Source organism: Duganella sp. GW821-FHT01E12 (assembly GCF_059422325.1).
The window spans coordinates 306,162-329,411 of sequence record NZ_JBWKWR010000006.1 but is presented as its reverse complement, the minus strand read 5'-3'; the positions used below and the strand labels follow the sequence as shown (position 1 = coordinate 329,411).

At 64.7% G+C, this 23,250-nt stretch carries 15 protein-coding genes; 10 read left to right on the top strand and 5 right to left on the bottom strand.

What is annotated here, in order from left to right:
* Nucleotides 1-58 precede the first annotated feature (58 nt).
* Nucleotides 59-1,588, bottom strand: coding sequence for an FAD-dependent monooxygenase (locus tag AC07WS_RS19110; RefSeq protein ID WP_494730599.1), 1,530 nt, complete (start codon nucleotides 1,586-1,588; stop codon nucleotides 59-61).
* 115 nt (nucleotides 1,589-1,703) lie between these two features.
* On the opposite strand from AC07WS_RS19110, the gene bla reads away from it, so the two are divergent.
* Nucleotides 1,704-2,591: a class A beta-lactamase gene (bla, locus tag AC07WS_RS19105; protein ID WP_494730598.1), complete on the top strand. Its 888-nt coding sequence runs from the start codon at nucleotides 1,704-1,706 to the stop codon at nucleotides 2,589-2,591.
* Between the two features lie 29 nt (nucleotides 2,592-2,620).
* Nucleotides 2,621-3,133: a hypothetical protein gene (locus AC07WS_RS19100; protein WP_494730597.1), complete on the top strand. Its 513-nt coding sequence runs from the start codon at nucleotides 2,621-2,623 to the stop codon at nucleotides 3,131-3,133.
* A gap of 6 nt (nucleotides 3,134-3,139) precedes the next feature.
* Here the strand turns inward: AC07WS_RS19100 and AC07WS_RS19095 are convergent, their stop codons facing one another.
* The 4 genes from AC07WS_RS19095 to AC07WS_RS19080 all read right to left on the bottom strand — a co-directional run bounded on the left by AC07WS_RS19095 (nucleotide 3,140) and on the right by AC07WS_RS19080 (nucleotide 10,527).
* The gene (locus tag AC07WS_RS19095; RefSeq protein WP_494730596.1) at nucleotides 3,140-4,963 is read right to left on the bottom strand and encodes a hypothetical protein; all 1,824 of its coding nucleotides are present in this window, start codon (nucleotides 4,961-4,963) and stop codon (nucleotides 3,140-3,142) included.
* A gap of 145 nt (nucleotides 4,964-5,108) precedes the next feature.
* Nucleotides 5,109-5,831 (bottom strand): polysaccharide deacetylase family protein, encoded by a 723-nt coding sequence (locus AC07WS_RS19090; RefSeq protein WP_494730595.1) that lies wholly within the window; start codon nucleotides 5,829-5,831, stop codon nucleotides 5,109-5,111.
* Nucleotides 5,828-6,409 (bottom strand): 4'-phosphopantetheinyl transferase family protein, encoded by a 582-nt coding sequence (locus AC07WS_RS19085; protein WP_494730594.1) that lies wholly within the window; start codon nucleotides 6,407-6,409, stop codon nucleotides 5,828-5,830. The genes AC07WS_RS19090 and AC07WS_RS19085 overlap by 4 nt, the downstream gene beginning before the upstream one ends.
* A complete protein-coding gene (locus tag AC07WS_RS19080) occupies nucleotides 6,406-10,527 on the bottom strand; it encodes a Pls/PosA family non-ribosomal peptide synthetase (RefSeq protein ID WP_494730593.1) in 4,122 nt (1,373 codons plus the stop codon). Before AC07WS_RS19080 ends, AC07WS_RS19085 begins: the two co-directional genes overlap by 4 nt.
* A 144-nt stretch (nucleotides 10,528-10,671) precedes the next feature.
* Between AC07WS_RS19080 and AC07WS_RS19075 the strand changes: the two genes are divergently transcribed.
* The 8 genes from AC07WS_RS19075 to AC07WS_RS19040 all read left to right on the top strand — a co-directional run bounded on the left by AC07WS_RS19075 (nucleotide 10,672) and on the right by AC07WS_RS19040 (nucleotide 23,193).
* Nucleotides 10,672-12,168, top strand: coding sequence for an AMP nucleosidase (locus tag AC07WS_RS19075; protein ID WP_494730592.1), 1,497 nt, complete (start codon nucleotides 10,672-10,674; stop codon nucleotides 12,166-12,168).
* A 183-nt stretch (nucleotides 12,169-12,351) separates the two neighbouring features.
* On the top strand, nucleotides 12,352-15,237 hold the full coding sequence (locus AC07WS_RS19070) for a TonB-dependent receptor (RefSeq protein WP_494730591.1): 2,886 nt from the start codon (nucleotides 12,352-12,354) through the stop codon (nucleotides 15,235-15,237).
* 56 nt (nucleotides 15,238-15,293) lie between these two features.
* Nucleotides 15,294-16,646: an MFS transporter gene (locus tag AC07WS_RS19065; RefSeq protein WP_494730590.1), complete on the top strand. Its 1,353-nt coding sequence runs from the start codon at nucleotides 15,294-15,296 to the stop codon at nucleotides 16,644-16,646.
* Nucleotides 16,647-16,665: 19 nt separating this feature from the next.
* Entirely contained in the window at nucleotides 16,666-17,613 is a 948-nt protein-coding gene (locus AC07WS_RS19060) for a glycoside hydrolase family 43 protein (RefSeq protein WP_494730589.1), read from the top strand.
* Nucleotides 17,614-17,699: 86 nt separating this feature from the next.
* On the top strand, nucleotides 17,700-18,746 hold the full coding sequence (locus tag AC07WS_RS19055) for an aldose epimerase family protein (protein ID WP_494730588.1): 1,047 nt from the start codon (nucleotides 17,700-17,702) through the stop codon (nucleotides 18,744-18,746).
* A 128-nt stretch (nucleotides 18,747-18,874) separates the two neighbouring features.
* Nucleotides 18,875-20,617 carry an IlvD/Edd family dehydratase gene (locus tag AC07WS_RS19050; protein WP_494730587.1) on the top strand — a complete coding sequence of 581 codons (1,743 nt, stop codon included), beginning with the start codon at nucleotides 18,875-18,877 and terminating at the stop codon, nucleotides 20,615-20,617.
* Nucleotides 20,618-20,635: 18 nt separating this feature from the next.
* A complete protein-coding gene (gene araD1 / locus AC07WS_RS19045; protein WP_494730586.1) occupies nucleotides 20,636-21,628 on the top strand; it encodes an AraD1 family protein in 993 nt (330 codons plus the stop codon).
* On the top strand, nucleotides 21,625-23,193 hold the full coding sequence (locus AC07WS_RS19040) for an aldehyde dehydrogenase (NADP(+)) (protein ID WP_494730585.1): 1,569 nt from the start codon (nucleotides 21,625-21,627) through the stop codon (nucleotides 23,191-23,193). The genes araD1 and AC07WS_RS19040 overlap by 4 nt, the downstream gene beginning before the upstream one ends.
* Nucleotides 23,194-23,250: the final 57 nt, after the last annotated feature.

Here is a 23,250-nt window from a genome sequence, read left to right as displayed (position 1 = left end):
TTATGGGCAGGCAGAGAATTCGTGCGGTGAAGACCTTAGCCTGATGCCGGGAAGCGTGTCAATCAATTTTGCGATGGGCGAAGCGCAGGTGGTAGCGCGCCGCCATGTGGTGCAGGGAGTCGAGTTCCTGGCGCGGCATGGCCAGCGCCACGTGCATGTCGGGCCGGATCAGATAGGCCGCGTCGCGCAGCAGGCCGGCGTTGGAGGTGGCCTCGGTCCACGGGTAGACGTGCAGCGGCAGCGACAGGCCGCCTGCGAAGGCCTCCAGTTCGGGCATGGCCGCGCCGTAGACGTGCAGCTGCCAGTCCAGCGATTGCAGCGCGTCGAAGTTGTCGCCGCCGTCGGCCTGCGGCACCCACGGCAGCCGGTCGCCGCCGATCACGTCGCCGGCGCGGCCCGCGCTCAGGTGGCTGTCGGGATAGTGGATGCGCACCTGCGACAAGGTCCGGAACAGCGTGCGGCGCGCGGCGGCGAAGCCGGCCAGCATCGGGAACAGATGCGGCACCAGCCAGTTGCGCAGCAGCTGTCCGCCGGCGCCCTGCGACACCACCATCTGGAAAGCGCGGTCGGTGGTGGCCACCAGCTTGCGCGCGAACACGATGCGTTCGGCCTGGTAGGTGTCGAGCATGGCAGGATCGGCGCGGCCTTGCAGCACCTGGGCCAGTTTCCACGACAGGTTGACGGCGTCGCCGATGCCGGTGTTCATGCCCTGGCCGCCGGCCGGGCTGTGGACGTGGGCCGCGTCGCCGCTCAGGAAGCAGCGCCCGGCGCGGAACTGCGAGGCCACGCGGTGGTGCACGCGGTAGGTGGAGAACCAGTTGACCTGCTCCACCCGGATGCCGAGCAGCGGCTCCAGCACCGGGCGGACGTCCTCGAAGCCCGGCTCCGGCACGGCCTCCGCCTGCGGCGGCATGATGCCGATCAGGCGCTGCATGCCGCGCGAGCGCACCGGCAGCATCAGCGCAAAGGTGTTGGCGCCGACATGGCCGATCAGGTCGCGGTTGTCCGGGCCCGAGGTCTTGACGTCGGCCACGTAGTACAGATGGTCGTAGGTGCCGCCGGAGAAATCGAGCTTGAGCGATTCGCGCACGCGGCTGTGGGCGCCGTCGCAGCCGCACAGGTAGACGCTGCTGCACGCGATGCGCTCGCCGCCACGCGCCAGCACGGCGCGCACGCCCCATTCGTCCTGGGTGAACGATTCCAGCCCGGTGTTCCATTCGACGGCGATGCCGAGCGCCTCCAACTGCCCGACCAGGAAGCGTTCGTGATCGTCCTGCGGGTAGGCCAGCACGAAAGGGTAGGGACTGAGGCCCGCGCCGATATCCTTGAGCGGCAGCTCGACGACATCCTCGCCGGCTTCGCGCAGGTGGATCGCTTCGACCTTGATGCCGAGATTGACGACGACATCGGCAAAGCCCAGCTGCCGGTAGAACTCCAGCGTGCGGGCGTGCACCGCCATGGCGCGCGAAGCCTGGCCCGGGCCGCTGTTTTTGTCGATGATGCGCACGGCCACGCCATGCCGCGCCAGGCGGATGGCGAGCACCAGGCCAGTGGGACCTGCGCCGACGATGAGGACTTGAGGGGCCATGCGACGAGTCTACATCCGGCGCCAAACGGGGTGCGTTCAATTGAACACGGGCCCAATACGAGCTTAAGAAACGGCTGGTAAGATGCGAAACATTGTTTAACTTACACCTAGCACCATGACCGTTTCCGTCACCCGCCGTACCCTGTTGCTGGCGCTTGCCGCCGCTCCCTTCGCCAACGCCGCCGACCTGCTGGACAACGCGCCATCGTCCATGCCGCTGTCGGCGGCGGCCTTGCTGGCCAAGCTGGAGGCCGATTCGGGCGGACGGCTGGGCGTGGCCGCGATGAACACGGCCGACGGCCGCCGCCTGCTGCACCGCGCCGACGAGCGTTTCCCGTTCTGCAGCACCTTCAAGACGATGCTGTGTGCGGCGGTGCTGGCCAGGGAGCCGTCGCTGCTGAAGAAGCGTGTGCGCTATGCGAAGGCGGACATGGTGAGCTATTCGCCCGTCACCGAAAAACACATCGGCAAGGGTATGACCGTCGCGGCGCTGTGCGAGGCGACCATCCAGACCAGCGACAACACGGCGGCCAACCTGCTGATGAAGCAGATCGGCGGGCCGGCCGCGGTGACGGCCTTCGCGCGCTCGATAGGCGACATGGAATTCCGCCTGGACCGCATGGAGACGGAGCTCAACACCGCGCTGCCCGGCGATCTGCGCGACACCACCACGCCGGCGGCGATGGTGGAGTCGCTGCACAAGCTGGTGCTGGGCGACGGCCTGGGTGCGGTGCAGCGCAAGCAGCTCAAGGACTGGATGCTGGGGACCACCACCGGCGACACCCGCATCCACGCCGGCGTACCGTCGGGCAGCCTGGTGGCCGACAAAACCGGCACCGGCGACTATGGCAGCACCAACGACATCGGCGTGATTTGGCAACCGGGGAAGGCGCCGCTGGCGCTGGTGGTCTACCTCACCCAGCCTGGCAAGGACGACAAGGCGCGCAGCGAGATCATCGCCGAAGCCACCAGGATAGTCGTCGAGGGCTTCCGAGTCGGTTAAACTACGGCCTTACACATTAAGGCCTGACCATGACGAACCAAAAACAAGCGCCTGCGGGCCGGGTAGCGAATCCCTTCCTGAACGCCGATTTCTACTCGCGCATGCGCGACTACACGGAGCGCGACGCCGCCTTTTCCAAGGAAGCGAAGGCGATCGGCGACAGCGGCGCCGGCAAGCAGAGCACCGACGCGCGTTACGCGCCGTCGCTGCAGGTGCTGCGCGCCGTGGTGAAAAAGGGCCTGACGCTGGAAGTCATGTTGAACCGCATCGTGCAGGGCGTGGAATCGGGCCTGTGGGAACCCTGGCTGACCGCCTACGGCATCGAACTGCGCGGCGTGAACTACGCCAAGACCGGCGAGCGCAATGCGCGCTTGGCGATCGACATGAGCATGAGCTCCAAGGCGCATACGATATTCTCTGCCGCCGGCGTGGGCAACTGGCGTAGCCTGGTGGCCGAGGACTGCGCCCAGATCCAGATCGACAAGCCGACCGAGAAGACGCCGGCCAAGCTCACCGCCATCTTCTTCCTCGACGCCGCCTGACAGCGGTCAACCACCTTCACATTGGTGCACCACCTGCACGGTGTCCGGCGAGCCTTGGTTGCCGGTGACTGTGGAATCGGGGCTCACGTTGTAACGCGAGGAAACAATGGTTTGGGTTCCGTGGCTGGGGCCACAGCTGACGGCGGGGCCGGTATGCGCGCTGCCCAGGTTGTTGTTGGAGATGGTGATGGGATGCGCAGGCGTTCCTCCACCATCGACGTTCAGCGTAATGACGCCACCGGTCAAGGTGTTGTTGGTAAAGGTCGCGCCGAATACGTTGCTGGACGACGGGTTCCATGGATGGGCGCCGATATTCACGGCAAAGAAGCATTTTCCCGGAGCGCAGTTGACGGTGTTATTGGTGATGCTGCCGCCGCTGAAATCGCCCGACCAGTTGTTGGCGAAATTGTCCAGCTGAATACCCGCAAACGCGTGATTGTTGTTCATGACGATGGTGTTGTTCTTCACCGGCGTATTGACGCCTCTTACCAGCACCATATTGACATCGCTATTGTTGATGAATTGATTGTCATGAATGCTGCCGTTATCGATGCCGACCGTCAGCCCATCCGACCATGCGCCTGGCACGCTGCCATCGCCATTGTCGGAAAACACGCTGTTGGCGATCTCGCCAAAATCGCTGTCGAAGGACAATGCCGAGCCGCACAGCGCCCGTGTGGTGATGGAGTTGGTGAATTTGCCGTACGGGCTGTTCAAGAATTCCGCGTTGTAGCCATACGAGGAGTCGTACGCGGTGGTGGAGGTGCAGCGCGAATAGGCGACGCTGCCCAGGCGCTTGAAGCGGTTGCCGTCCAGGATGATGTGGTCGACCGTCACGTGAGGCGTGTTGGCCACATACAGGAAGCCGGTATGTACCAATTGGTTCGGGCTGGCCAGCAAGGTGGCGCAAGGCGTGGACCGGCCACACGGCTCTACCGCCGTGCCGCCTGAGGGAGCGGTTCCCAGCGTGCGCAGCGTCATGGCCTTGTTAATGAGTAGCTGCCCATCGATCAGGTAGGTGCCGGCCGGTATCGCCAGTTCGGCGCCCGCCGTGGTGCTGTTGATGCAGTTCTGAATCGCGCTGGTCGCGGAAATGCGGCCGGTCGGATCGGCCGAGTTGCCAGGGCAGATCTGCGCGGTCTGAGCTGCCGGCAGGCAGGTCATGAGGGTGGTGCCGCCGCGGTTCCCGTTAACCATGATCTCGGCCCGGTGCGGCTGCCCGCTGAAGTTGGCCGGGCAGCTGCAGCCGCCGGTGTAAGGGTTGGCTGCGCGGCATGAGTTGTCGTCGTCGTACTGGTAGGCGCCGCCGAAGTTTTGCGGAACCGACGTGGCCTTCATGCACATGTACAGACTGCTGTTAAGGAAAATGCCGCTGGTGCCATCGACCGCGACACGCATTTGCACCGAATTCGTGCCGGCCGGGCAGGAGCATGAGCCGGTGATGCCGTTGGCGAAGCGGCAACCGGCGCCGCCGGCGACCGCGTCATCCAGTTGATAGCCGCCGGCGTATTCGCTGGCGGTATTGGTGCCGGCGGAGCACATCATCAAATTGCCGCCATGGACCGAACCTGGCCCGCTCACATCGTTTAGTACCCGAAATTGCGCCTGTGGTTGCACACCGCCGGGACAGCTGCAGCCCGCGCTGTAGGCGTTGCCGTTGACGCAGGTGGCGCCATAGCCGTCCGTGGTTTCGTAGGACCCTCCATAGGCCGATATTCTGCTGGGCAGGCTATCACTGGCATATGCGCCGGCATTGATGGCAAGGCACAGCATGCATAAGAACAGCATGACAGTGCGTACCGGCCAGCTTCTTGCTGCGTGGTTTTGCATTACATCGCTCCTGGTTGGGTTGTTGGTAGCGACATATTATATTAAATGCAATTTTGAAATATCACCAATAGTCACGATGGTGAAATTGCGCGGAAGGCGAGGGCATATGCGCGCGGGCGGCGGGAGACTTTCCCGACGCCGTCGCTTAATTCCACTCCAGATGTACGACGCTGTAGCCGCGCTGCTTGAGTAGTTTGAGCAGCGCCGGCAGCGCCTTCGCGGTCGGCACGTTCACGTCGTGCATGAGGAGGATGCCGCCGCCAGTGGCGTCCAGGCTCTTGACCAGGCGTTCGACCAGAATCTCGGTGGTGTCCTCCGGCAGCCAGTCGTTGATGCCGAGGTCTATCGACATCACGGTGATGCCGGCGTCCTTGAGCGCCGCCAGCATGGGCGGCGTCTCCTCCAGGTACGGGAAGCGGTAGGCCGGCGTGTCCTTGCCGAAGACGGCCAGGTAGGCCGCCTGTGCCTGGCGCAGGTCCGCCAGTTGCTCCGGCACGCTCATCGCGGCCAGGTGCGGGTGCGTCTGGCTGTGTATTCCGGCCGAGTGGCCTTCCGCCACCACGCGCCGCGCCAGTTCTGGCGATTTCTCCAGATTGGCGCCGACCATGAGGAAGGTGGCCCGCGCGCATTGATCCGCCAGCGCCTTGAGCACCAGCGGCGTGGTTTCCGGCATCGGGCCGTCGTCGAAGGTCAGTACGATTTCCTTCTTTTGAAGCGGCAGCGGTGCGTGCTGCATCGCGCCGTACAGCGCGGCCTCGCGTTTCAGCGTGATGGTGCGGGCGGTGCCCAGTTTGTCGGGGCCGCAGTCGGCGGCGCCGGCTAGGCCTGCCAGCGTAAGCAGCAGGCCTGCTATCGAGATTCTTTTCATGGTTGGTCCGGAAGTGGGCATGCCAGCGAGGCTACCAGATTATCCGCCAGCAGGGTCGATCGCGTGATGGTCTCCGGCAGCGCAAGGTCTTCCGACCATTCGACCAGTTGCATGCCGTGGCATTTGAGCGCGGCCTCGTGCCGGCTCCAAGCCAGCGCGAATGCGAGTGTGCAGTCGGCGGCGGGCGTGGCGGCCAGCGCGGCGCAGGCTTCCGGGCCGAGATAGTCGCGCGCCACGGCCTGCCAGTCGAAGACTTCGTACACGCGCATCAAGTCCACGCCTACCGCGCCGTGCAGGTTGACGGCGGCCAGCGAGTGGCCGTCTTCGTGCGAGAAGGAGCAGCCGATGCGGCGCCCGTCGCCGTCCAGCGCGATGTGTGGCGGCTGGCCGGGTGTGCTGTCGATGTGGATGGTCTCGGCCGGGATGCCGAGCACCGCGGCCAGCGCCGCGCAGGTGGCGGCGCGGACCTGCTGGCGCGCCACCTCCCGCAGCGTGCTGCTGGCCACGCGGATGACGAACACGCCGTCTTGCGGAGCCGGCACGGGGCCGGGCCAGGAGTGGACGGTGAACTCGCTCATCGCGCCGGCGCGGCGGGACAGCCGGCCCAGTAACCGTTGGCGGGAATCTGCTCGCCCTTCATCACCAGCGTCAACGCGCCGAGGCGGGCGTTGTCGCCGACGACGGCGCTGTACAGCACCGCGCTGCGCGGTCCCATGTAGACGTTCTTGCCGATGGTGACGCGGTCGATCTTCATTACACGGTCCTCGAACAGGTGGGTTTGCGGGCAGGTGAGCGCATTCAGTTCGCTGTGGTCGCCGATGTGGACGCAGTCGAATTCCGTGATGTCGGTGGTGTCGAGGTAGACGCCCTTGCCGATGCGGGAACCCAGCACGTTGAACGCCAGCGGCAGCCACGGCGTGCCGCGCAGGTAGCGCATGAAGTTCGGCACGGCGATGCCCTCGTACAGATTGGTCACGCCTTCGGACAGCCAGACGAACGGCGTCCACATCGGCTCCGACTGTTTGCGGTAACGGCCGATCAGCAGCCATTTGAGCAGTACCACGAAGATGTAGTTGCCGATGCCGTAGCCCAGGCCCGCCAGGGTCAGGTCCCAGGTCACCTCGGCCCAGCGGCCGGCGCCGGCGGCTGGCATCACCGCCAGCACCAGCGTGTAGCCGACCGCGATCACCAGCGCGTGCGGCGCGACGATGCGGAACGCTTCGATCAGGCCGCGGCCCAGGCGGCGCAGGGGCGACGGGTGGAAGGTCAGGTTTTCCGGATAGCCGCTGGTCTGCTCGCGCGCCGGCAGGTTGATCGGCGGGGAACCGAGCCAGGTGTCGCCGCTGTTCATCTGCTCATTGTCCGGCGCGCGCGAGTGCACGCCGATCAGCACATGCTCGGGCAGCACCGTGCCGTCCGGGATGTAGGCGCCGTTGCCGACGAAGCTGCGGTGCGAAATCACGGTCGGCTTCATGATCATCCAGCCGCCGTCGATCTCCTCGTCGCCCAGCATGACCGCGTCGGCGATGAAGGTTTCGTCGCCCAGCGTCAGCATGTCCGGCACCACGCCCAGCGCGGTGGAGATCTCGGCGTCCTTGCCGACCTTGGCGCCCAGCAGGCGATACCAGTACGGCGCGAACACGGTGGCGTAAATGCCGTGCAGGACGTTGAGGCTCGATTCCTGGATCTGGCTCACCAGCCATTTGGCGCAGTAGGTGTTGCTGTGGATGGCCGAGCGGCCCGGCTGCAGGCGTGGCAGCACGCTCCAGCGGATGCCGGCCGACAGCAGCGCCGTCAACACGATCAGCACCGTGCTGGCGGGGAAGGCCAGCAGGAAGTAGCGCAGCAGCTGGATGCGCACGTCATCGCCCTGTATCCACGGCAGCCAGCCTTGTTCGTCGAACCAGTCGATCAGCACGAAGCTGGGGAACACCGGCATGAAGAACAGCGTGACGATCAGCAGGATGCCGAAGATGAAGAACAGGCTCTCCGCCAGGAGGCGCGCGGCGCTGGCTTGTGGGCGCGGCGGCAGGCGGGTGGTGTCGAAGGCGCCGGTGTCGCGCGCCGGCGAACCGGCCCATACGCGGCCGGCCGGCACGCGCGCGCCGTCGCCCAGCGCCGACTGGCCTTCCAGGTGGCCCAGCGCTTCGATGTGGGTATTGCCCTCCATGACGGCGAAGGAGCTGACGCAGGTGTCGTTTTCCAGCGTGATCTGGCCCAGCAGCAGGCGGCCGCGCTGCACGCGGGCGTTCTCGAAGTTGACGGCGTTGCCGATGCTGACGTTGTCGCCGATGCTCAGCAGGTCGGGCGAGCGCAGGGTCATCGAGCCGATGATGACGTCCTTGCCCACCTTGGCGCCCAGTGCGCGCAGCCACCAGGCGTTGAGCGAGGAACCGCTCAGCAGGTAGGCCGGCGCGGCTTCCACCAGCCGGTCGGCCAGCCACCAGCGGTAGTAGGTGACGCCCCACAGCGGATAGTCGCCGGCCTTCAGGCGGCCGACGATCAGCCATTTGCCGGCGATGGCGATGCCGAATTCGCCTATCGTCGCCAGCAGGAATACGCCGACCGAGGCGGCGATCGCGCGCGCCACTGAGTCGCCGGGATCGCCGGTGAAGAAGTGGTAGGTGAAGAACGGCGCCAGCCACTGCGCCATGCGCAGCGCCACCAGCGCCGGCATCGCGGCCACCTGGGCCAGGCCGCAGGTCCAGCGCTTGAGCGCGGACGGCGGCGTCCAATCGGCTTCCGCCTCGGCGGCCTTGGGCGCGTCGGCCAGCACCAGCGCGATCTTGCCGATCTGGCGCTGCTGGTAGATGTCGCGCACGGTGATGTGGGCGTAGCGCGGATCGGCGCGCAGGGCCGAGGCCAGGCGCGCCGCGAAGAACGAGTGGCCGCCAAGGTCGGTGAAGAAGTCGGCCTGGCGCAGCACCGGCTGGCCGGGGAACAGCGCGGCCAGCGCGGCGAACAGCGCTTCCTCGGCCGGGGTCTCGGGCAGGTCGGATTCCTCGTTGCCGCCGGCCGGCGGTGCGCTCAGCGGCATGGCCTTGAGCGCCTTGCGGTCGATTTTGCCGGAGGTCAGTCGCGGCATGGCTTCCTGCATCTCGTAGCGGCCGGGGACCATGTACGGCGGCAGCGTGGCGGCCAGGCTGGCGCGCAGCGTCTTGGCGTCCAGCGCGGCGCCGGCTTCGGGCACGATGTAGGCCACCAGCTGGTCGATGCCGTCGTCCTTGCGCAGCAACACGGCGACGGTGCCCACGCCTTCCTGCTGCGCCAGCACGGCTTCGATCTCGCCCAGCTCCACGCGGAAGCCGCGTATCTTCACCTGGTCGTCGGCGCGGCCCAGGCACAGCACCTCGCCGTCGGCGTCGATGCGGGCCAGGTCGCCGGTGCGGTACAGGCGGGCGTCGTGCCGGCCGCTGGACCATGGATTGACCAGGAATTTTTCCGCCGTCAGGTCCGGGCGGCCAAGGTAGCCGGCCGCCAGGCCAGGACCGGTGATGCACAGCTCACCGATCTCGCCGCGCGCCAGCAGGCGCAGCGCCGGCTCGTGCGGCGCGACGGCCGCTTGCGCCAGCGGGTTGTCCGCGTCGATGCCGGCCGGCGCGTCGGGCCCTTGCGCGACGGCCGCTGCGGCGATGGCCGGCTCGGTGTTGGTGTCGATCACCAGCAGGCCGTAGTTGGGCAGCGGCGTGCCGATGGTGACCGGATGGCCGGGCTGCAGGCGCGCCAGGCTGGCCGACACCGTCGCTTCGGTCGGGCCGTAGGTGTTGAACATCTGCCGGCCGGGGCGCGACCAGCGCTCCACCAGCGATTCCGGGCACATCTCGCCGCCCAGGTTGATCAGGCGCAGGCTGGGCACTTCCTGATTGAACAGCGCCAGCAGGGTGGGCACCGCGTGCAGCACGGTGACCTGGTTCTCGTCGAGCATGCGCGGCAGCGTTTCGGGATCGCCGCTGATTTCCTTGGGACCTATCCACAGCGTGGCGCCAACCAGGTAGGCGATCCAGATCTCTTCGAACGACATGTCGAAGGCCACCGAGAAGCCCTGGTAGACCTTGTCCTGCGCGCTCACGCCCAGCACCGCGTTCTCGCTGCGCAGGAAGTGGCAGATGCTGCGCTGGGTGATCAGGATGCCTTTCGGCTTGCCGGTCGAGCCGGAGGTGTAGATGACGTAGGCCGGCACGTCGGGCGATACCGCGCCGCGGCGCGACAGCGTGGCGCCGGCCGCCGGCGCGGCCAGCAGCGCCTCGGCGGTCCACACGGGACGGCCAAGGTCGGCCAGGCGCGGCGCGAAGGCGGCGCAGGTGAGCACGCCGGCGCCGTCGGCGTCGTCCAGGCATACTTGCAGGCGCTCGACCGGGATGTCCTCGTCGACCGGCAGCCAGGCCGCGCCGGCCTTGGCGATGCCCGCCTGCAGCACCAGCAGCTCGATGCCGCGCGGCAGCCACAGGCCGACGATCTGGCCCGGCCGCACGCCGGCGTCGATCAGGCGGGCGGCCACCAGGTCGGCCTGGGCGTTCAGTTCGCGATAGCTGAGGCTGCGGGCGCCGAAGATCAGCGCGGTGTGGTCGGGGGTGCGGGCGGCGCTTGCTTCCAGCAGATCCGCCAGGATTTCCTCGCGCAGCAACTCGCTTTGCGGTTTCCCGTAAAGGATGTCTGGATGCGATTGCGGAATGTGCGGCGTTACTGGGTCGTTCATGCTGATACTTTATTTTGTGTTGGCGGGTGTCATTGTACGGTACGGCTGTGCGTTCCAATAGAGGAAGAATGCAAGTTCCGCGTCCAGCCTTTACAATAGGAAATATGGGAGTATTTTCCTGTGTCACCAAGGAGCCGCATGTCAATGAACCGTCCGTTTATCGCCCCCTTGCAATTTGACGATCCGATTGCCGCTTATGAACAGGTTTTGGCCATCTACGAGGCCAACGTCGCCCACCTGCGCGACGCCATGAAACGCTTTGTGGCCGGCGAGGACGTCGGCGAGCATGTGCGCGGCTGCTACCCCTTCGTGCGGGTCCATACCGACACCGTGGCGCGCGCCGACTCCACGCTGGCGTTCGGCTTCGTGGCAGGCCCCGGCACCTACGAAACCACGCTGACCCGGCCCGACCTGTTCGCGCGCTACTACCAGCAACAGTTCAAGCTGCTGCTGAAGAACCATGGCAGCCACCACCTGCGCATCGAGGTGGGCACCAGTTCGCAGCCGATTCCCATCCACTTCTCGTTTGCCGAGCACGAGCACATCGAAGGCAATATGAGCGCGGAGCGGCGCCTGCTGATGCGCGACGTATTTGACCTACCCAACCTTGCCGCGATGGACGACGGCATCGCCAACGGCACCCACGAGCCGCCGCCGGGCGAGGCGCAGCCGCTGTCGCTGTTCACGGCGCCGCGCGTGGACTACTCGCTGCAGCGCCTGCGCCACTACACCGGCACCTCGTGCGAGCACTTCCAGAAGTTTGTGCTGTTCACCAACTACCAGTTCTATATCGACGAGTTCGTCAAGCTGGGCCACGAGCTGATGGGCCAGGCGTCCGGCGCGCCGGGCGACGACTACATCGCCTTCATCGAGCCGGGCAATATGGTCACGCGCCGTGTCGGCCAGGCGGTGCAGGCCAGCGACGCGCACGGCGCGCAGCCGCCGCGCCTGCCGCAGATGCCGGGCTACCACCTGGTGCGCGCCGACGGCACCGGCATCTCGATGGTCAACATCGGGGTCGGCCCGGCCAACGCCAAGACCATCACCGACCACATCGCCGTGCTGCGCCCGCATGCGTGGCTGATGCTGGGCCACTGCGCCGGCCTGCGCAACACCCAGCAGCTGGGCGATTACGTGCTGGCGCACGGCTATGTGCGCGAGGACCACGTGCTCGACGAGGACTTGCCGCTGTGGGTGCCGATCCCGCCGCTGGCCGAGGTGCAGGTGGCGATCGAGGCCGCCGTGGCCGAGGTCACGCAGCTCACCGGCCACGATTTGAAACGTGTGATGCGCACCGGCACCGTCGCCAGCACCGACAACCGCAACTGGGAGCTGCTGCCGCAACGCACGCCGGAGCGCCGTTTCAGCCAGAGCAGGGCGATCGCGCTGGACATGGAAAGCGCCACCATCGCCGCCAACGGCTTCCGTTTCCGCGTGCCGTACGGGACTTTGTTGTGCGTGAGCGACAAGCCCATGCACGGCGAGATCAAACTGCCGGGCATGGCTAACCAGTTTTACCGCGAGCGTGTCGACCAGCATTTACGGATCGGCATTCGCGCGCTGGAGCTGCTGCGCGCGCTGGGCGTGGACAAGCTTCACAGCCGCAAGTTACGCAGTTTCACCGAGGTCGCGTTCCAGTAAATCCATGCAAAAAATGCATGAAGCCCGCCGAGTGCGGGCTTTTTTTTGGTTTTCTCTGCCTTTGGCGATACTTTTTTTGATATCAAAAACCGGAAAAAATTGATTGGTTTGTTTTTTGACCAGCCCATAAGATGATTTCCGAGGTAGCTGCAAAAACCATAAAACAGATAACACTGGAGACATATGAACAAGCAAATGACCGGGACTGTCGAGTCCCAGGCGAAGCATCGCCTTGTCCTGAAAACCGGCGTCGCCGCACTGACCGCGGCCGGCCTGCTCAGCAGCGCCTCGGTGTGGGCGCAAGCTGCCGCCGAAAAGACCGAACCGACCGAGGCCGCGACCGTGGTCGTCACGGGCGTCAAGGCATCGCTGATCAAGAGCCTGGCGATCAAGCGCACCAACGACCAGGTCGTGGAATCGATCGTTGCCGAAGACATCGGCAAGCTGCCCGATAACAATGTCGTCGAAGCGCTGCAGCGCGTGACGGGCATCCAGGTCACCGACCGCGCCGGCGGCGAAGTCGGCACCTTGTCCATCCGTGGCCTGCCCGACGTCCAGACAACCTGGAACGGCCGCACTATCTTTACGGCGTCCGGCGCGCAGGTCGCGCTTCAGGACATTCCGTCGACCCTGGTTCGCCAGATCGACGTCTACAAGACGCGCGACGCCAGCCAGCTGGAAACCGGAATTGCCGGCCAGGTTGACGTCAAGTCGCTGCGGCCGTTCGATTTCAAGGGTTCGAAAATTTCGCTGTCGGCGCGTGAAACCTATCTCGAGCCCGCGAACAAGGCCAACCCGCAGCTCAGCGCCATGTTAAGCAACCGCTGGCAAACCGGCATCGGCGAAGTCGGTGCCCTGGTCAACCTGTCGGAAGTCAAGACGAAATACCGCAATGAAAGCGTGACGCCGGGTGCCATGGTGCCGTTCACCAGCCCCAATGCCGCCGAAGTTCCCGCAGGTTACACGCCCTTGCAGCGCATCTTCGACAACAACATCTGGACGCCAGGTACCCATACCGGCTTGCCGACTGCGGCCGGTTCTACGCTCGATTTCAACGGCAAGCCTTATCCTTACTACCTGGCGCGCGACGCCGTTTTCCAGAGCGACCTTCAGGGCGAGCGCGAGCGTCCTGCCGCCAACATCGCCTTGCAGTGGAAGCCGAACAGCGATTCGGTCTACACCTTCGAATCGATGTACAACGGTTATCGCGACAAGTCCTTCAACCAGCTGCTGTTCAGCTTTGTCGACTGGTGGGGTGATCTCGGCAGCAACCCTGCGGGTTCGATCACGACCTTCCCGGGAACGAACATCATCAAGAGCCGTAACGTCAACAACGTCTATGGTTTCAACAGCGGCGACTACACCACGTCGGCAACCGATTCCTACGTTTATGCCCTGAACGGCAAGTGGGACATCAGCGACAAGCTGAAGCTGGAAGGCGATCTGTCGTACCAGACCAGCACCTTCCACTCGGAATTCACCGCCACCCGGATCGATCGCGTTGCGCCGTCCATCTCGGTCGACTTCAATGACGGCGGCAACAACACGGCGTTCCGTTTCAATAACAATGCCGACCTGACCGATCCGACCAAGTGGAATGTCGCGCAGTTCTACGATAACGCCAACCGCAACAAGGGCAGCGCCGCGACGGCCAGCCTGGCGGGCGTCTACGATGCCGACTGGGGTGCGTTGCAGTCGGTCCAGTTCGGCCTGCGCTTCGACGACCGCAAGGCGTCCGAGGCCAACCGGACGCAATCGGCCTTCCTGGGCCGCAACCTGGCCTCGCTGGGTTCGGCGTATTCCTCCACCAACTCGAACTTCGGCACATCCATCTCGGACGTTCCGCGCGCATGGGTGGAGCCCAATGCCTACTACATCCGCGACCATATCGACGACTGGCGCAAGATGTATAACTCGGCCGACGCGAACTTCCTGACAACGGACAAACTGAGCCTGCAGAAGACGTTCGACGTCGATGAAAAGACGAAGAACCTCTTCGTGATGGGGAATACCCAGAACGAGCTGTTCGGCCATCGCCTGCGCGGCAATTTCGGCATGCGCTATGTGAAGGTCGATACCGATATGAACTTCTATAAGGTTGATGCCAGCACCAAGGCGGTCACGCCGTCCGGTGCCAGCAAGTCGACCAGCAAGTTCCTGCCCAGCATGACCCTGATTTACGACCCGTCCAAGGATGTCGTGCTGCGCTTTAACTATGGCCAGACCCTGCGCCGTCCGAACTTCGGCGATCTGAATCCTGTCCTGCAACTCGGTGACGACGTTTCGAAGGTGGGTTATGGCTCGGGCAGCGGCGGCAATCCCGACCTGAAGCCGACGCGCTCGACCAACCTCGATCTGACGGGCGAGTGGTACTTCCAAAAGGACAGCGCACTCTACGGCACTCTGTTCAAGCGCAAGATCGACGGCCTGGTCGTGAGTCTGCGTCACAAGGTTCACGTCGATCCGGCGAACGATCCGTACCGCAACTCGACCTCGGGCGGCGACCATACGAACGGCTATGACTACGTCATCAACTCGCCGGTCAACGCCTCCAACGGTGACATCAAAGGCGCCGAGCTCGGCCTGGTCTACTTCCCGAAGGGGCTGCCGAGCCTGCTGGACGGCCTGGGCATCCAGGGCAGTTATACGCGGCTCACCTCGTCGCAGAACGTGCCTGACGCCAACGATGCCGGCGTCATCGTCTCCCAGCTCGAGACACCGTTCTTCGGCGTGTCGCACAGCTCCTACAACGCCACCCTGGCTTACGAGAAGGGCCCGATCAGCGCGCGCCTGTCCTATGTCTGGCGCTCCGGCTTCCTGGCCAGAAACGAAGCGGCCTTGTTTGCCAATCCGATCGGTATCTGGCGTCATCCGGAAAAGAGTGTGGACATGCAAGTATCCTATAAGATCAACGACAGGATGTCGGTCGATATCAGCGGGGTCAACCTGACCAATGAAATGCAGCAGCAGTACTACCACTTCGGCAGCGCGGGCACCCCGCAGTTGACCAATTTCGGTACGCTCCAGATCGGACGTTCGGTCTCGGCCGCCGTGCGCTGGCAGATGTAACTGGAAGTTCTAAGAGCGTTCCCGTTAGCGGGAACGCCAACCTGTTGGAGTATCTGATGTCGAATCAAAAATTATCGTTGCTGGAAAAAGTGGGCTTTGGCGCCGGCGACATGGCGCTGAACGTGGTGATTTCGTCGATGATGTTGATCATCACCTTCTTCTACACCGATATCTACGGCCTGAAGACGGTCGACCTGGCGATGATGTTCGGCGTGGTGAAGTTCGTCGGCGCGATGGCCGACCTGACCATGGGCCAGATCACTGACCGCTACACCAGCCGCTGGGGGCGTTACCGTCCCTGGCTGCTGCTGTTGGCCGTGCCGTATGGGCTCAGCGTGTTCTTCGTCTTCACCACGCCGGACTGGGGCTACAGCGCCAAGCTGGTGTGGGCCTATTCGACCTACATCATCATGACCATCATGACGGCGGGCGTCGGCATTCCGTACATCTCGCTGCCCAGCGCCTTGTCCAAGAATCCGCAGGAGACCTTGTCGGCCAACGGCTATCGCCTGTTCTTCGCCAAGATCGGCGCCTTCATGGTGACGGTGATCGTGCCGCTGCTGTCGGAGCGCTGGGGCGGCGGCAACGCGGCCGCCGGCTACCAGTTCGCCATGGCCGTGATGGCCGGCATGGGCGTGCTGCTGTTCCTGTTCTGCTTCTTCACCACCCAGGAGCGCGTGCGGCACGTGGTGCAGCGCCAGTCGCTGTGGGAGCAGATCAAGGTGCTGGTGAGGAACGACCAGTGGCTGATCCTGTGCGGCGTCTGCGTGACCGGCACCATCGGCTACGTGGTGCGCGGCTCGGTGGCCATCTACTACGCCAAATACTATCTCGGCGCCGACGGCCCGACCATCTCCGCCTTCCTGTCCACCGGCGTGGCGGCCGCCATCGTGTCGATGATCGCCTCGACCTGGATCACCAAGTTCTATTGCAAGGTCAAGCTGTTCCGCTGGACGCAGATCGGCGTGGGCCTGATCAGCGCCGCGATGTACTTCCTCGTCGGGCCGGGCGACACCATGCTGGCGTTTGTGCTGTACTTCCTGCTGTCGTTCGTGGTGGACCTGCATGCGCCGGTGTTCTGGTCGTCCATCGCCGAGACCATCGACTACGGCGTGGTCAAGACCGGCAAGCGCGTATCGGGCTTCGCGTTCGGCGGCATCTCGGTCTGCCAGAAGGCGGGCATGGGCATCGCCGGCATCCTGGTCGGCAAGCTGCTGACGCATTTCGCCTATGTGCCCAACGTCGAGCAGAGCGCCTATGCGCTGCACGGCATCGTCTTGATGATGACGTTGATACCGGGCTTCTTCCACACCGTCATGGGGCTTTTGATGTTCAAGTATCGTATCAACGACGAGTACTACACCGAGGTCAAGGCGGCGATGGGAGTCAAAGGCTATGTGGCAGTCTAATTTTCTGGAAATGGAAGCAATGGAAGAAGTTCTCACACCGCTGATCGAGCAGCGCGCCGACCCCTTTATCATTCGTCACAGCGACGGCTATTACTACTTCACCGCCTCGGTGCCGCAGTACGACCGCATTGAGCTGCGCCGCGCGAAGACCATCGCCGGCCTGGCCGACGCTGACAAGGTCGATGTCTGGCACAAGCCCGGCACGGGCCCGTACAGCGAGCTGGTTTGGGCGCCGGAGCTGCATTTTAACGACGGCGCCTGGTACGTCTACTTCGCCGCCGCGCCCAGCCGCGAGATCAAACACAAGCTGTTCCAGCACCGCATGTACGCGATCCGCAACGCCAATCCCAATCCGCTGGAAGGCGAGTGGGAGTTCATGGGCCAGATCGACACCAGCATCGACACCTTCTGCCTGGACGCCACCACCTTCACCCACAAGGGCCAGCTGTACTACCTGTGGGCGCAGAAGGACGTGGCCATCGAGGGCAACTCCAACCTGTACATCGCGCCGATGAAGACGCCGTGGCAGCTGGGCGGCCCGCCGGTCATGCTGAGCAAGCCGGAATTCGACTGGGAGATACGCGGCTTCTGGGTCAACGAAGGCCCGTCGGTGCTGAAGAAGAACGGCAAGATCTTCATCAGCTACTCGGCCAGCGCCACCGACGAGAACTACGCCATGGGCCTGCTGTGGGCGGACGACAGGGCCAATCTGCTGGACCCGACGTCGTGGACCAAGTCGCGCCAGCCGGTGCTGCAGACTTGCTTCGAGCACGGCGTGTACGGGCCGGGACATAACAGCTTCACCATCGGCGACGATGGCGAGACCGTCATGTTGGTTTATCATGCACGCACTTATACCGAGATTGTCGGCGATCCGCTGTGGAACCCTGACCGGCATACCTATGTCAAACCACTGAAGTGGGACGAGCAGGGCATGCCGGTATTCGGAAAACCCTCGATAGCCTGAACGTACCGCGAAAGCGGAAATTTATAGAACACTCGCGGCGGCCACGGAACCAATTCCGTCGGCCGCCGTTGCCGTAGAAAGCATCCATGCAGCCAACCATCAGCACCAGCGCCTTCGGCCCCGAAGCCACCCTGTACACCCTGACCAACGCCGACGGCATGATCGTCAAGATCAGCGACCTTGGCGGCGTGATCACCGAAATCCACACGCCCGACCGCGATGGCCAGCTGGCCGACGTCTGCCTGGGCTTCGACGACGCCGCCGCCTACCTGGGAGAGTCCCACTACTTCGGCGCGCTGATCGGCCGTTATGGCAACCGCATCGCCAACGGCCGCTTCATGCTGGACGGCGAGACCTGCCAGCTGAACGTGAACAACGGTATAAATCATTTACACGGAGGCGCGGACGGCTTCCACCGCCGCATGTGGGAAGCTGAGACCTTCGCCACGCCCAAGTCGGCGGGCCTGATCCTGAGCTACCTGAGCGCCGACGGCGAGCAAGGCTACCCCGGTAACCTGGAAGTGACGGTCATCTACGAACTGCGCAACAATAACGAATTGCGTATCGCTTTCCACGCCATCGCCGACAAAGCGACACCGGTCAACCTGACCAACCACGCCTATTTCAACCTGGCCGGCAAGGGCGACATCCTGTCGCACGAACTGACCATCGCGGCCGACGCCTACACGCCGGTCGACAGCGGCCTGATACCCACCGGCGAGCTGGCCCCGGTGGCAGGCACGCCGTTCGATTTCCGCACGCCGCACGCGATCGGCGCGCGCATCGACGAGGACGACGAGCAGCTGCGCCACGGCGCCGGCTACGACCACAATTTCGTGCTGAATAAATCCGCGCCCCAGGCGCTGGAACTGGCGGCGCGGGTGCGCGATCCGTCGTCCGGCCGCGTGCTGGAAGTGCTGACCCAGGAGCCGGGCGTGCAGTTCTACAGCGGGAACTTCCTGCACGACGGGATGGGCGGGAAAGGGCGCATCTACAGCCATCGCAGCGGCTTCTGCCTCGAACCGCAGCATTATCCCGACTCGCCCAACCGTCCCGAATTCCCGTCGACGATACTGCGTCCCGGCGAGGAGTACACCACCGTCATGGCCTACCGCTTCAGCGCCGAGGACTGATACCGATTCGGGTATCAAAGTCGAATAATAATTTATTGGAAAGATATCTCAGTACAACTTAGTATGGCTTATCGATGCGGGGGCATGACGACCACGTCCCCGCACAGGAACATACTGAGGAGATATGCATGTCCGAGAACGACAAAAAGGTGAAGCTGCGCTCCGCCGAGTGGTTTGGTACGCAAGACAAGAACGGCTTTATGTATCGCAGCTGGATGAAGAATCAGGGCATCCCCGATCACGAATTCCAGGGCAAACCTATCATCGGCATCTGCAACACGTGGTCGGAGCTGACCCCTTGCAATGCCCACTTCCGCAAGCTGGCGGAGCACGTCAAGCGCGGCATCCTGGAGGCGGGCGGCTTCCCGGTCGAGTTCCCGGTGTTCTCCAACGGCGAATCGAACCTGCGCCCGACCGCCATGTTGACCCGCAACCTGGCCAGCATGGACGTCGAGGAATCGATACGCGGCAATCCGATGGACGGCGTGGTGCTGCTGGTCGGCTGCGACAAGACCACGCCGGCGCTGCTGATGGGCGCCGCCTCGGTCGACATCCCGACCATCGTCGTCAGCGGCGGCCCTATGCTGAACGGTAAACTGAACGGCAAGAACATCGGCTCCGGCACCGCCGTGTGGCAGTTGCACGAGCAGGTCAAGGCCGGCGAAATCTCCATGCACGAATTCATGTCGGCGGAATCGGGCCACTCCCGCTCCGCAGGCACCTGCAACACCATGGGCACCGCGTCCACGATGGCCTGCATGGCCGAGGCGCTGGGCACCACGCTGCCGCACAACGCCGCCATTCCCGCCGTCGATTCGCGCCGCTACATCCTGGCGCACATGTCGGGCATCCGCGCCGTCGAGATGGTGAAGGAAGGCCTGACGCTGTCGAAGATCCTCAAGCGCGAGAACTTCGAGAACGCCATCCGCGTCAACGCCGCCATCGGCGGTTCCACCAACGCCGTGATCCACCTGAAGGCCATCGCCGGCCGCATCGGCGTGGACCTGGAGCTGGAGGACTGGACCCGCGTGGGCCGCGGCACGCCGACCATCGTCGACCTGCTGCCGTCGGGCCGCTTCCTGATGGAGGAGTTCTACTACGCCGGCGGCCTGCCGGGCGCGATCCGCCGCATGGGCGAGGGCGACCTGGTGCCGCATCCGAGCGCGCTGACCGTCAACGGCAAATCGCTGTGGGACAACTGCAAGGACGCGCCGATCTACGACGACGAAGTGATACGTCCGCTGGACAAGCCGCTGTTGAAGGATGGCGGCATCTGCATCCTGCGCGGCAACCTGGCGCCGCGCGGAGCGGTGTTGAAACCGTCGGCAGCCACGCCGGAGCTGATGCAGCATCGCGGCCGCGCCGTGGTGTTCGAGGACTTCGAGCATTACAAGAGCCGCATCGTCGATCCTGAGCTGGAAGTGGATGCGAACTCGGTGCTGGTGATGAAGAACTGCGGCCCGAAAGGTTATCCCGGCATGGCCGAAGTAGGGAACATGGGCCTGCCGCCGAAACTGCTGGCGGCCGGCGTCAAGGACATGGTCCGCATCTCGGACGCGCGCATGAGCGGCACCGCCTACGGCACCGTGGTGCTGCACGTGGCGCCGGAAGCGATGGCCGGCGGCCCGCTGGGCATCGTCAAGGACGGCGACTGGATCACGCTCGATTGCGCCGGTGGCTTGCTGAACCTGGAGATTTCGGATGCGGAGATGGCGGAACGCCAGGCCGCGCGCGTGGCCGGTTCGGCGCCGGGTCCGAAGACCGGTTACCAGAAGCTGTACATCGATCACGTGCTGCAAGCCGACGAAGGGTGCGACTTCGACTTCCTGGTCGGGAACCGCGGCTCGGCCGTGCCGCGCCACTCGCACTAATCAAATTCCGGAGACACCATGCTACTCGTGCAATTCAAGAACGAACAAGGCGCGCGCCAGATCGGCGTGCTGGAACAGAACACCATCCGCGTCATCGAAGGTTACGACACCACCTACGCGCTGGCGCAAGCGGCGATCCGCAAGTCGACCGGCCTGGCCGACCTGGCGGCGCAAGCCACCGGCTCCGCCGTGGTGGCGTTCGACGCCGTCGCCGCCGCCGGCCGTCTGCTGCCGCCGCTGGACCACAGCGACGACGCCCATTGCTACGTCACCGGCACCGGCCTGACCCATCTGGGCAGCGCCGACACCCGCGACGCCATGCACAAGAAGATCGGCGGCGACGTCGAATCCCTGAGCGACTCCATGAAGATGTTCCGCATGGGCGTGGAAGGCGGCAAGCCTGCTGCGGGCGAGGCCGGCGTGCAGCCGGAGTGGTTCTACAAGGGCGACGGCTCCATCGTGGCCGCCAGCGGCCAGGCGCTGAACATGCCGGACTTCGCGCTGGACGGCGGCGAAGAGCCAGAAGTGGCGGGCCTGTACGTGATCGGCGACGACGGCCAGCCATACCGCGTCGGCTACGCCATCGGCAACGAGTTCTCGGACCACGTGACCGAACGCCAGAACTACCTGTACCTCGCGCACTCCAAGCTGCGCGCCTGCGGCCTGGGTCCGGCGCTGCTGGTCGGCGAAGCGCCGGCGCACATCGAAGGCACCTCGCGCATCTACGACGTGGAAGGCAAGGTCCGCTGGCAGAAAGCCTTCTTCAGCGGCGAGCAGAATATGTCGCACACCATCGCCAACCTGGAACACCACCACTTCAAGTACCCGTTGTTCAAGCGCCCCGGCGATGTGCATATCCACTTCTTCGGCACGGCGACGCTGAGCGTGGCCGACAACATCGTCGTCAAACCCGGCGAGACGTTTGAAATCGAAGCGCCGCAGTTCGGGCCTGCGTTGCGCAACAAGCTGGCCGTGTACAAAACCGAAGTCGCGAAAGTGAAAGCACTATGATCATCACGGGTGAAGCACTGATAGGCGGCGTCGCCGTCAAAGGCACGGGCAGCGCTGTCCGTGCCTACAATCCATCGCTGCAGCAGCCGATGGAGCCAGAATTCCATGCGGTCGATTTCGACCAGATCGACCAGGTCTGCCGCCTGGCCGACGCCGCATTCGACACCTTCCGCGCGTTGAGCGACGAAAAGCGCGCCGTCTTCCTCGAAACCATCGGCGAGCAAATCATGGCGCTGGGCGATGTGCTGGTGGAGCGCGTGATGGCCGAAACCGGCCTGCCGCGGGCGCGCATCGAGGGTGAGCGTGGCCGCACCGTCGGCCAATTGAAACTGTTTGCCAACCTGCTGCGCGAAGGCTCGTGGAACGACGTCCGCATCGACAAGGCGTTGCCGGATCGGGCGCCGCCGCGCCCCGACCTGCGCATGCGCATGATCGGACTCGGTCCCGTCGCGGTTTTCGCGGCCAGTAACTTCCCGTTGGCTTTTTCCGTGGCCGGCGGCGACACCGCGTCGGCACTGGCCGCCGGTTGCCCGGTGGTGCTCAAGGCGCACTCCGCGCACCCCGGCACGTCGGAGCTGGTGGGCCGCGCCGTGGTCAAGGCGGTGGAGCTGTGCGGACTGCCGGCTGGCGTGTTCGCGCTGCTGACCGGCAGCGGCAACGGCATAGGCCAGGAGCTGGTGCGCCATCCCGCCATCAAGGCGGTCGGCTTCACCGGCTCGCGCAGCGGCGGTACGGCGCTGATGGCAGTTGCGGCTGCCCGTCCCGTGCCGATTCCCGTGTATGCGGAAATGAGCTCGATTAATCCGGTGTTCCTGATGCCGCGCGCACTGGCTGCGCGTGCCGAGGACATCGCCGGCGGCTTCGCCGGTTCGCTGGTGCTGGGTGTGGGGCAGATGTGCACCAATCCCGGCCTGGTGATCGGCGTCGCCGGCCCTGAGCTGGACCGCTTCGCCAACGCCGCCGCGCAAGCGCTGGCGGGTGGCGCAGCGTGCGCCATGCTGTCGCCGGGGATCGCCGGCAGCTTCCAGCGCGGCGTGGCCCAACTGTCCGAACATGCGGACGTGAAGACATTGGCTCTGGCGCCGCAGTTGGAAGGCAAGGGCGCTCCGGCGCTGTTTGTCACCAGCGGCGCGGCGTTCCTGTCGCAGCATGCGTTGTCGGAGGAGGTGTTCGGGCCGGCTTCGTTGCTGGTCGCCTGCAAGGACATGGCGGAACTGCGCCAGATCGCCGAAAGTCTCGAAGGCCAGCTGACCGCCACGCTGCAACTGGATGACGGCGACCTGGATGAAGCGCACAAGCTGCTGCCGGTGTTGGAGCGCAAGGCCGGCCGCATTCTGGCCAACGGCTTCCCGACCGGCGTGGAAGTCTGCAGCGCGATGGTGCACGGCGGCCCGTTCCCGTCGACCTCCGACGGCCGCAGCACGTCCGTGGGCACGGGCGCCATCGTGCGCTTCCTGCGTCCGGTGTCGTACCAGAACCTGTCGCAGGCACTGCTGCCCGAGGTATTGCGCGACAACGGCCCGGTGGTTTGGCGCCGCCGGGAGGGTGAGCTGACGCGTAACTGATCCAAGCCGGCATGGGTTCCCGCCCTCACGGGAATCCATACCGGGCAAAAAAAATAC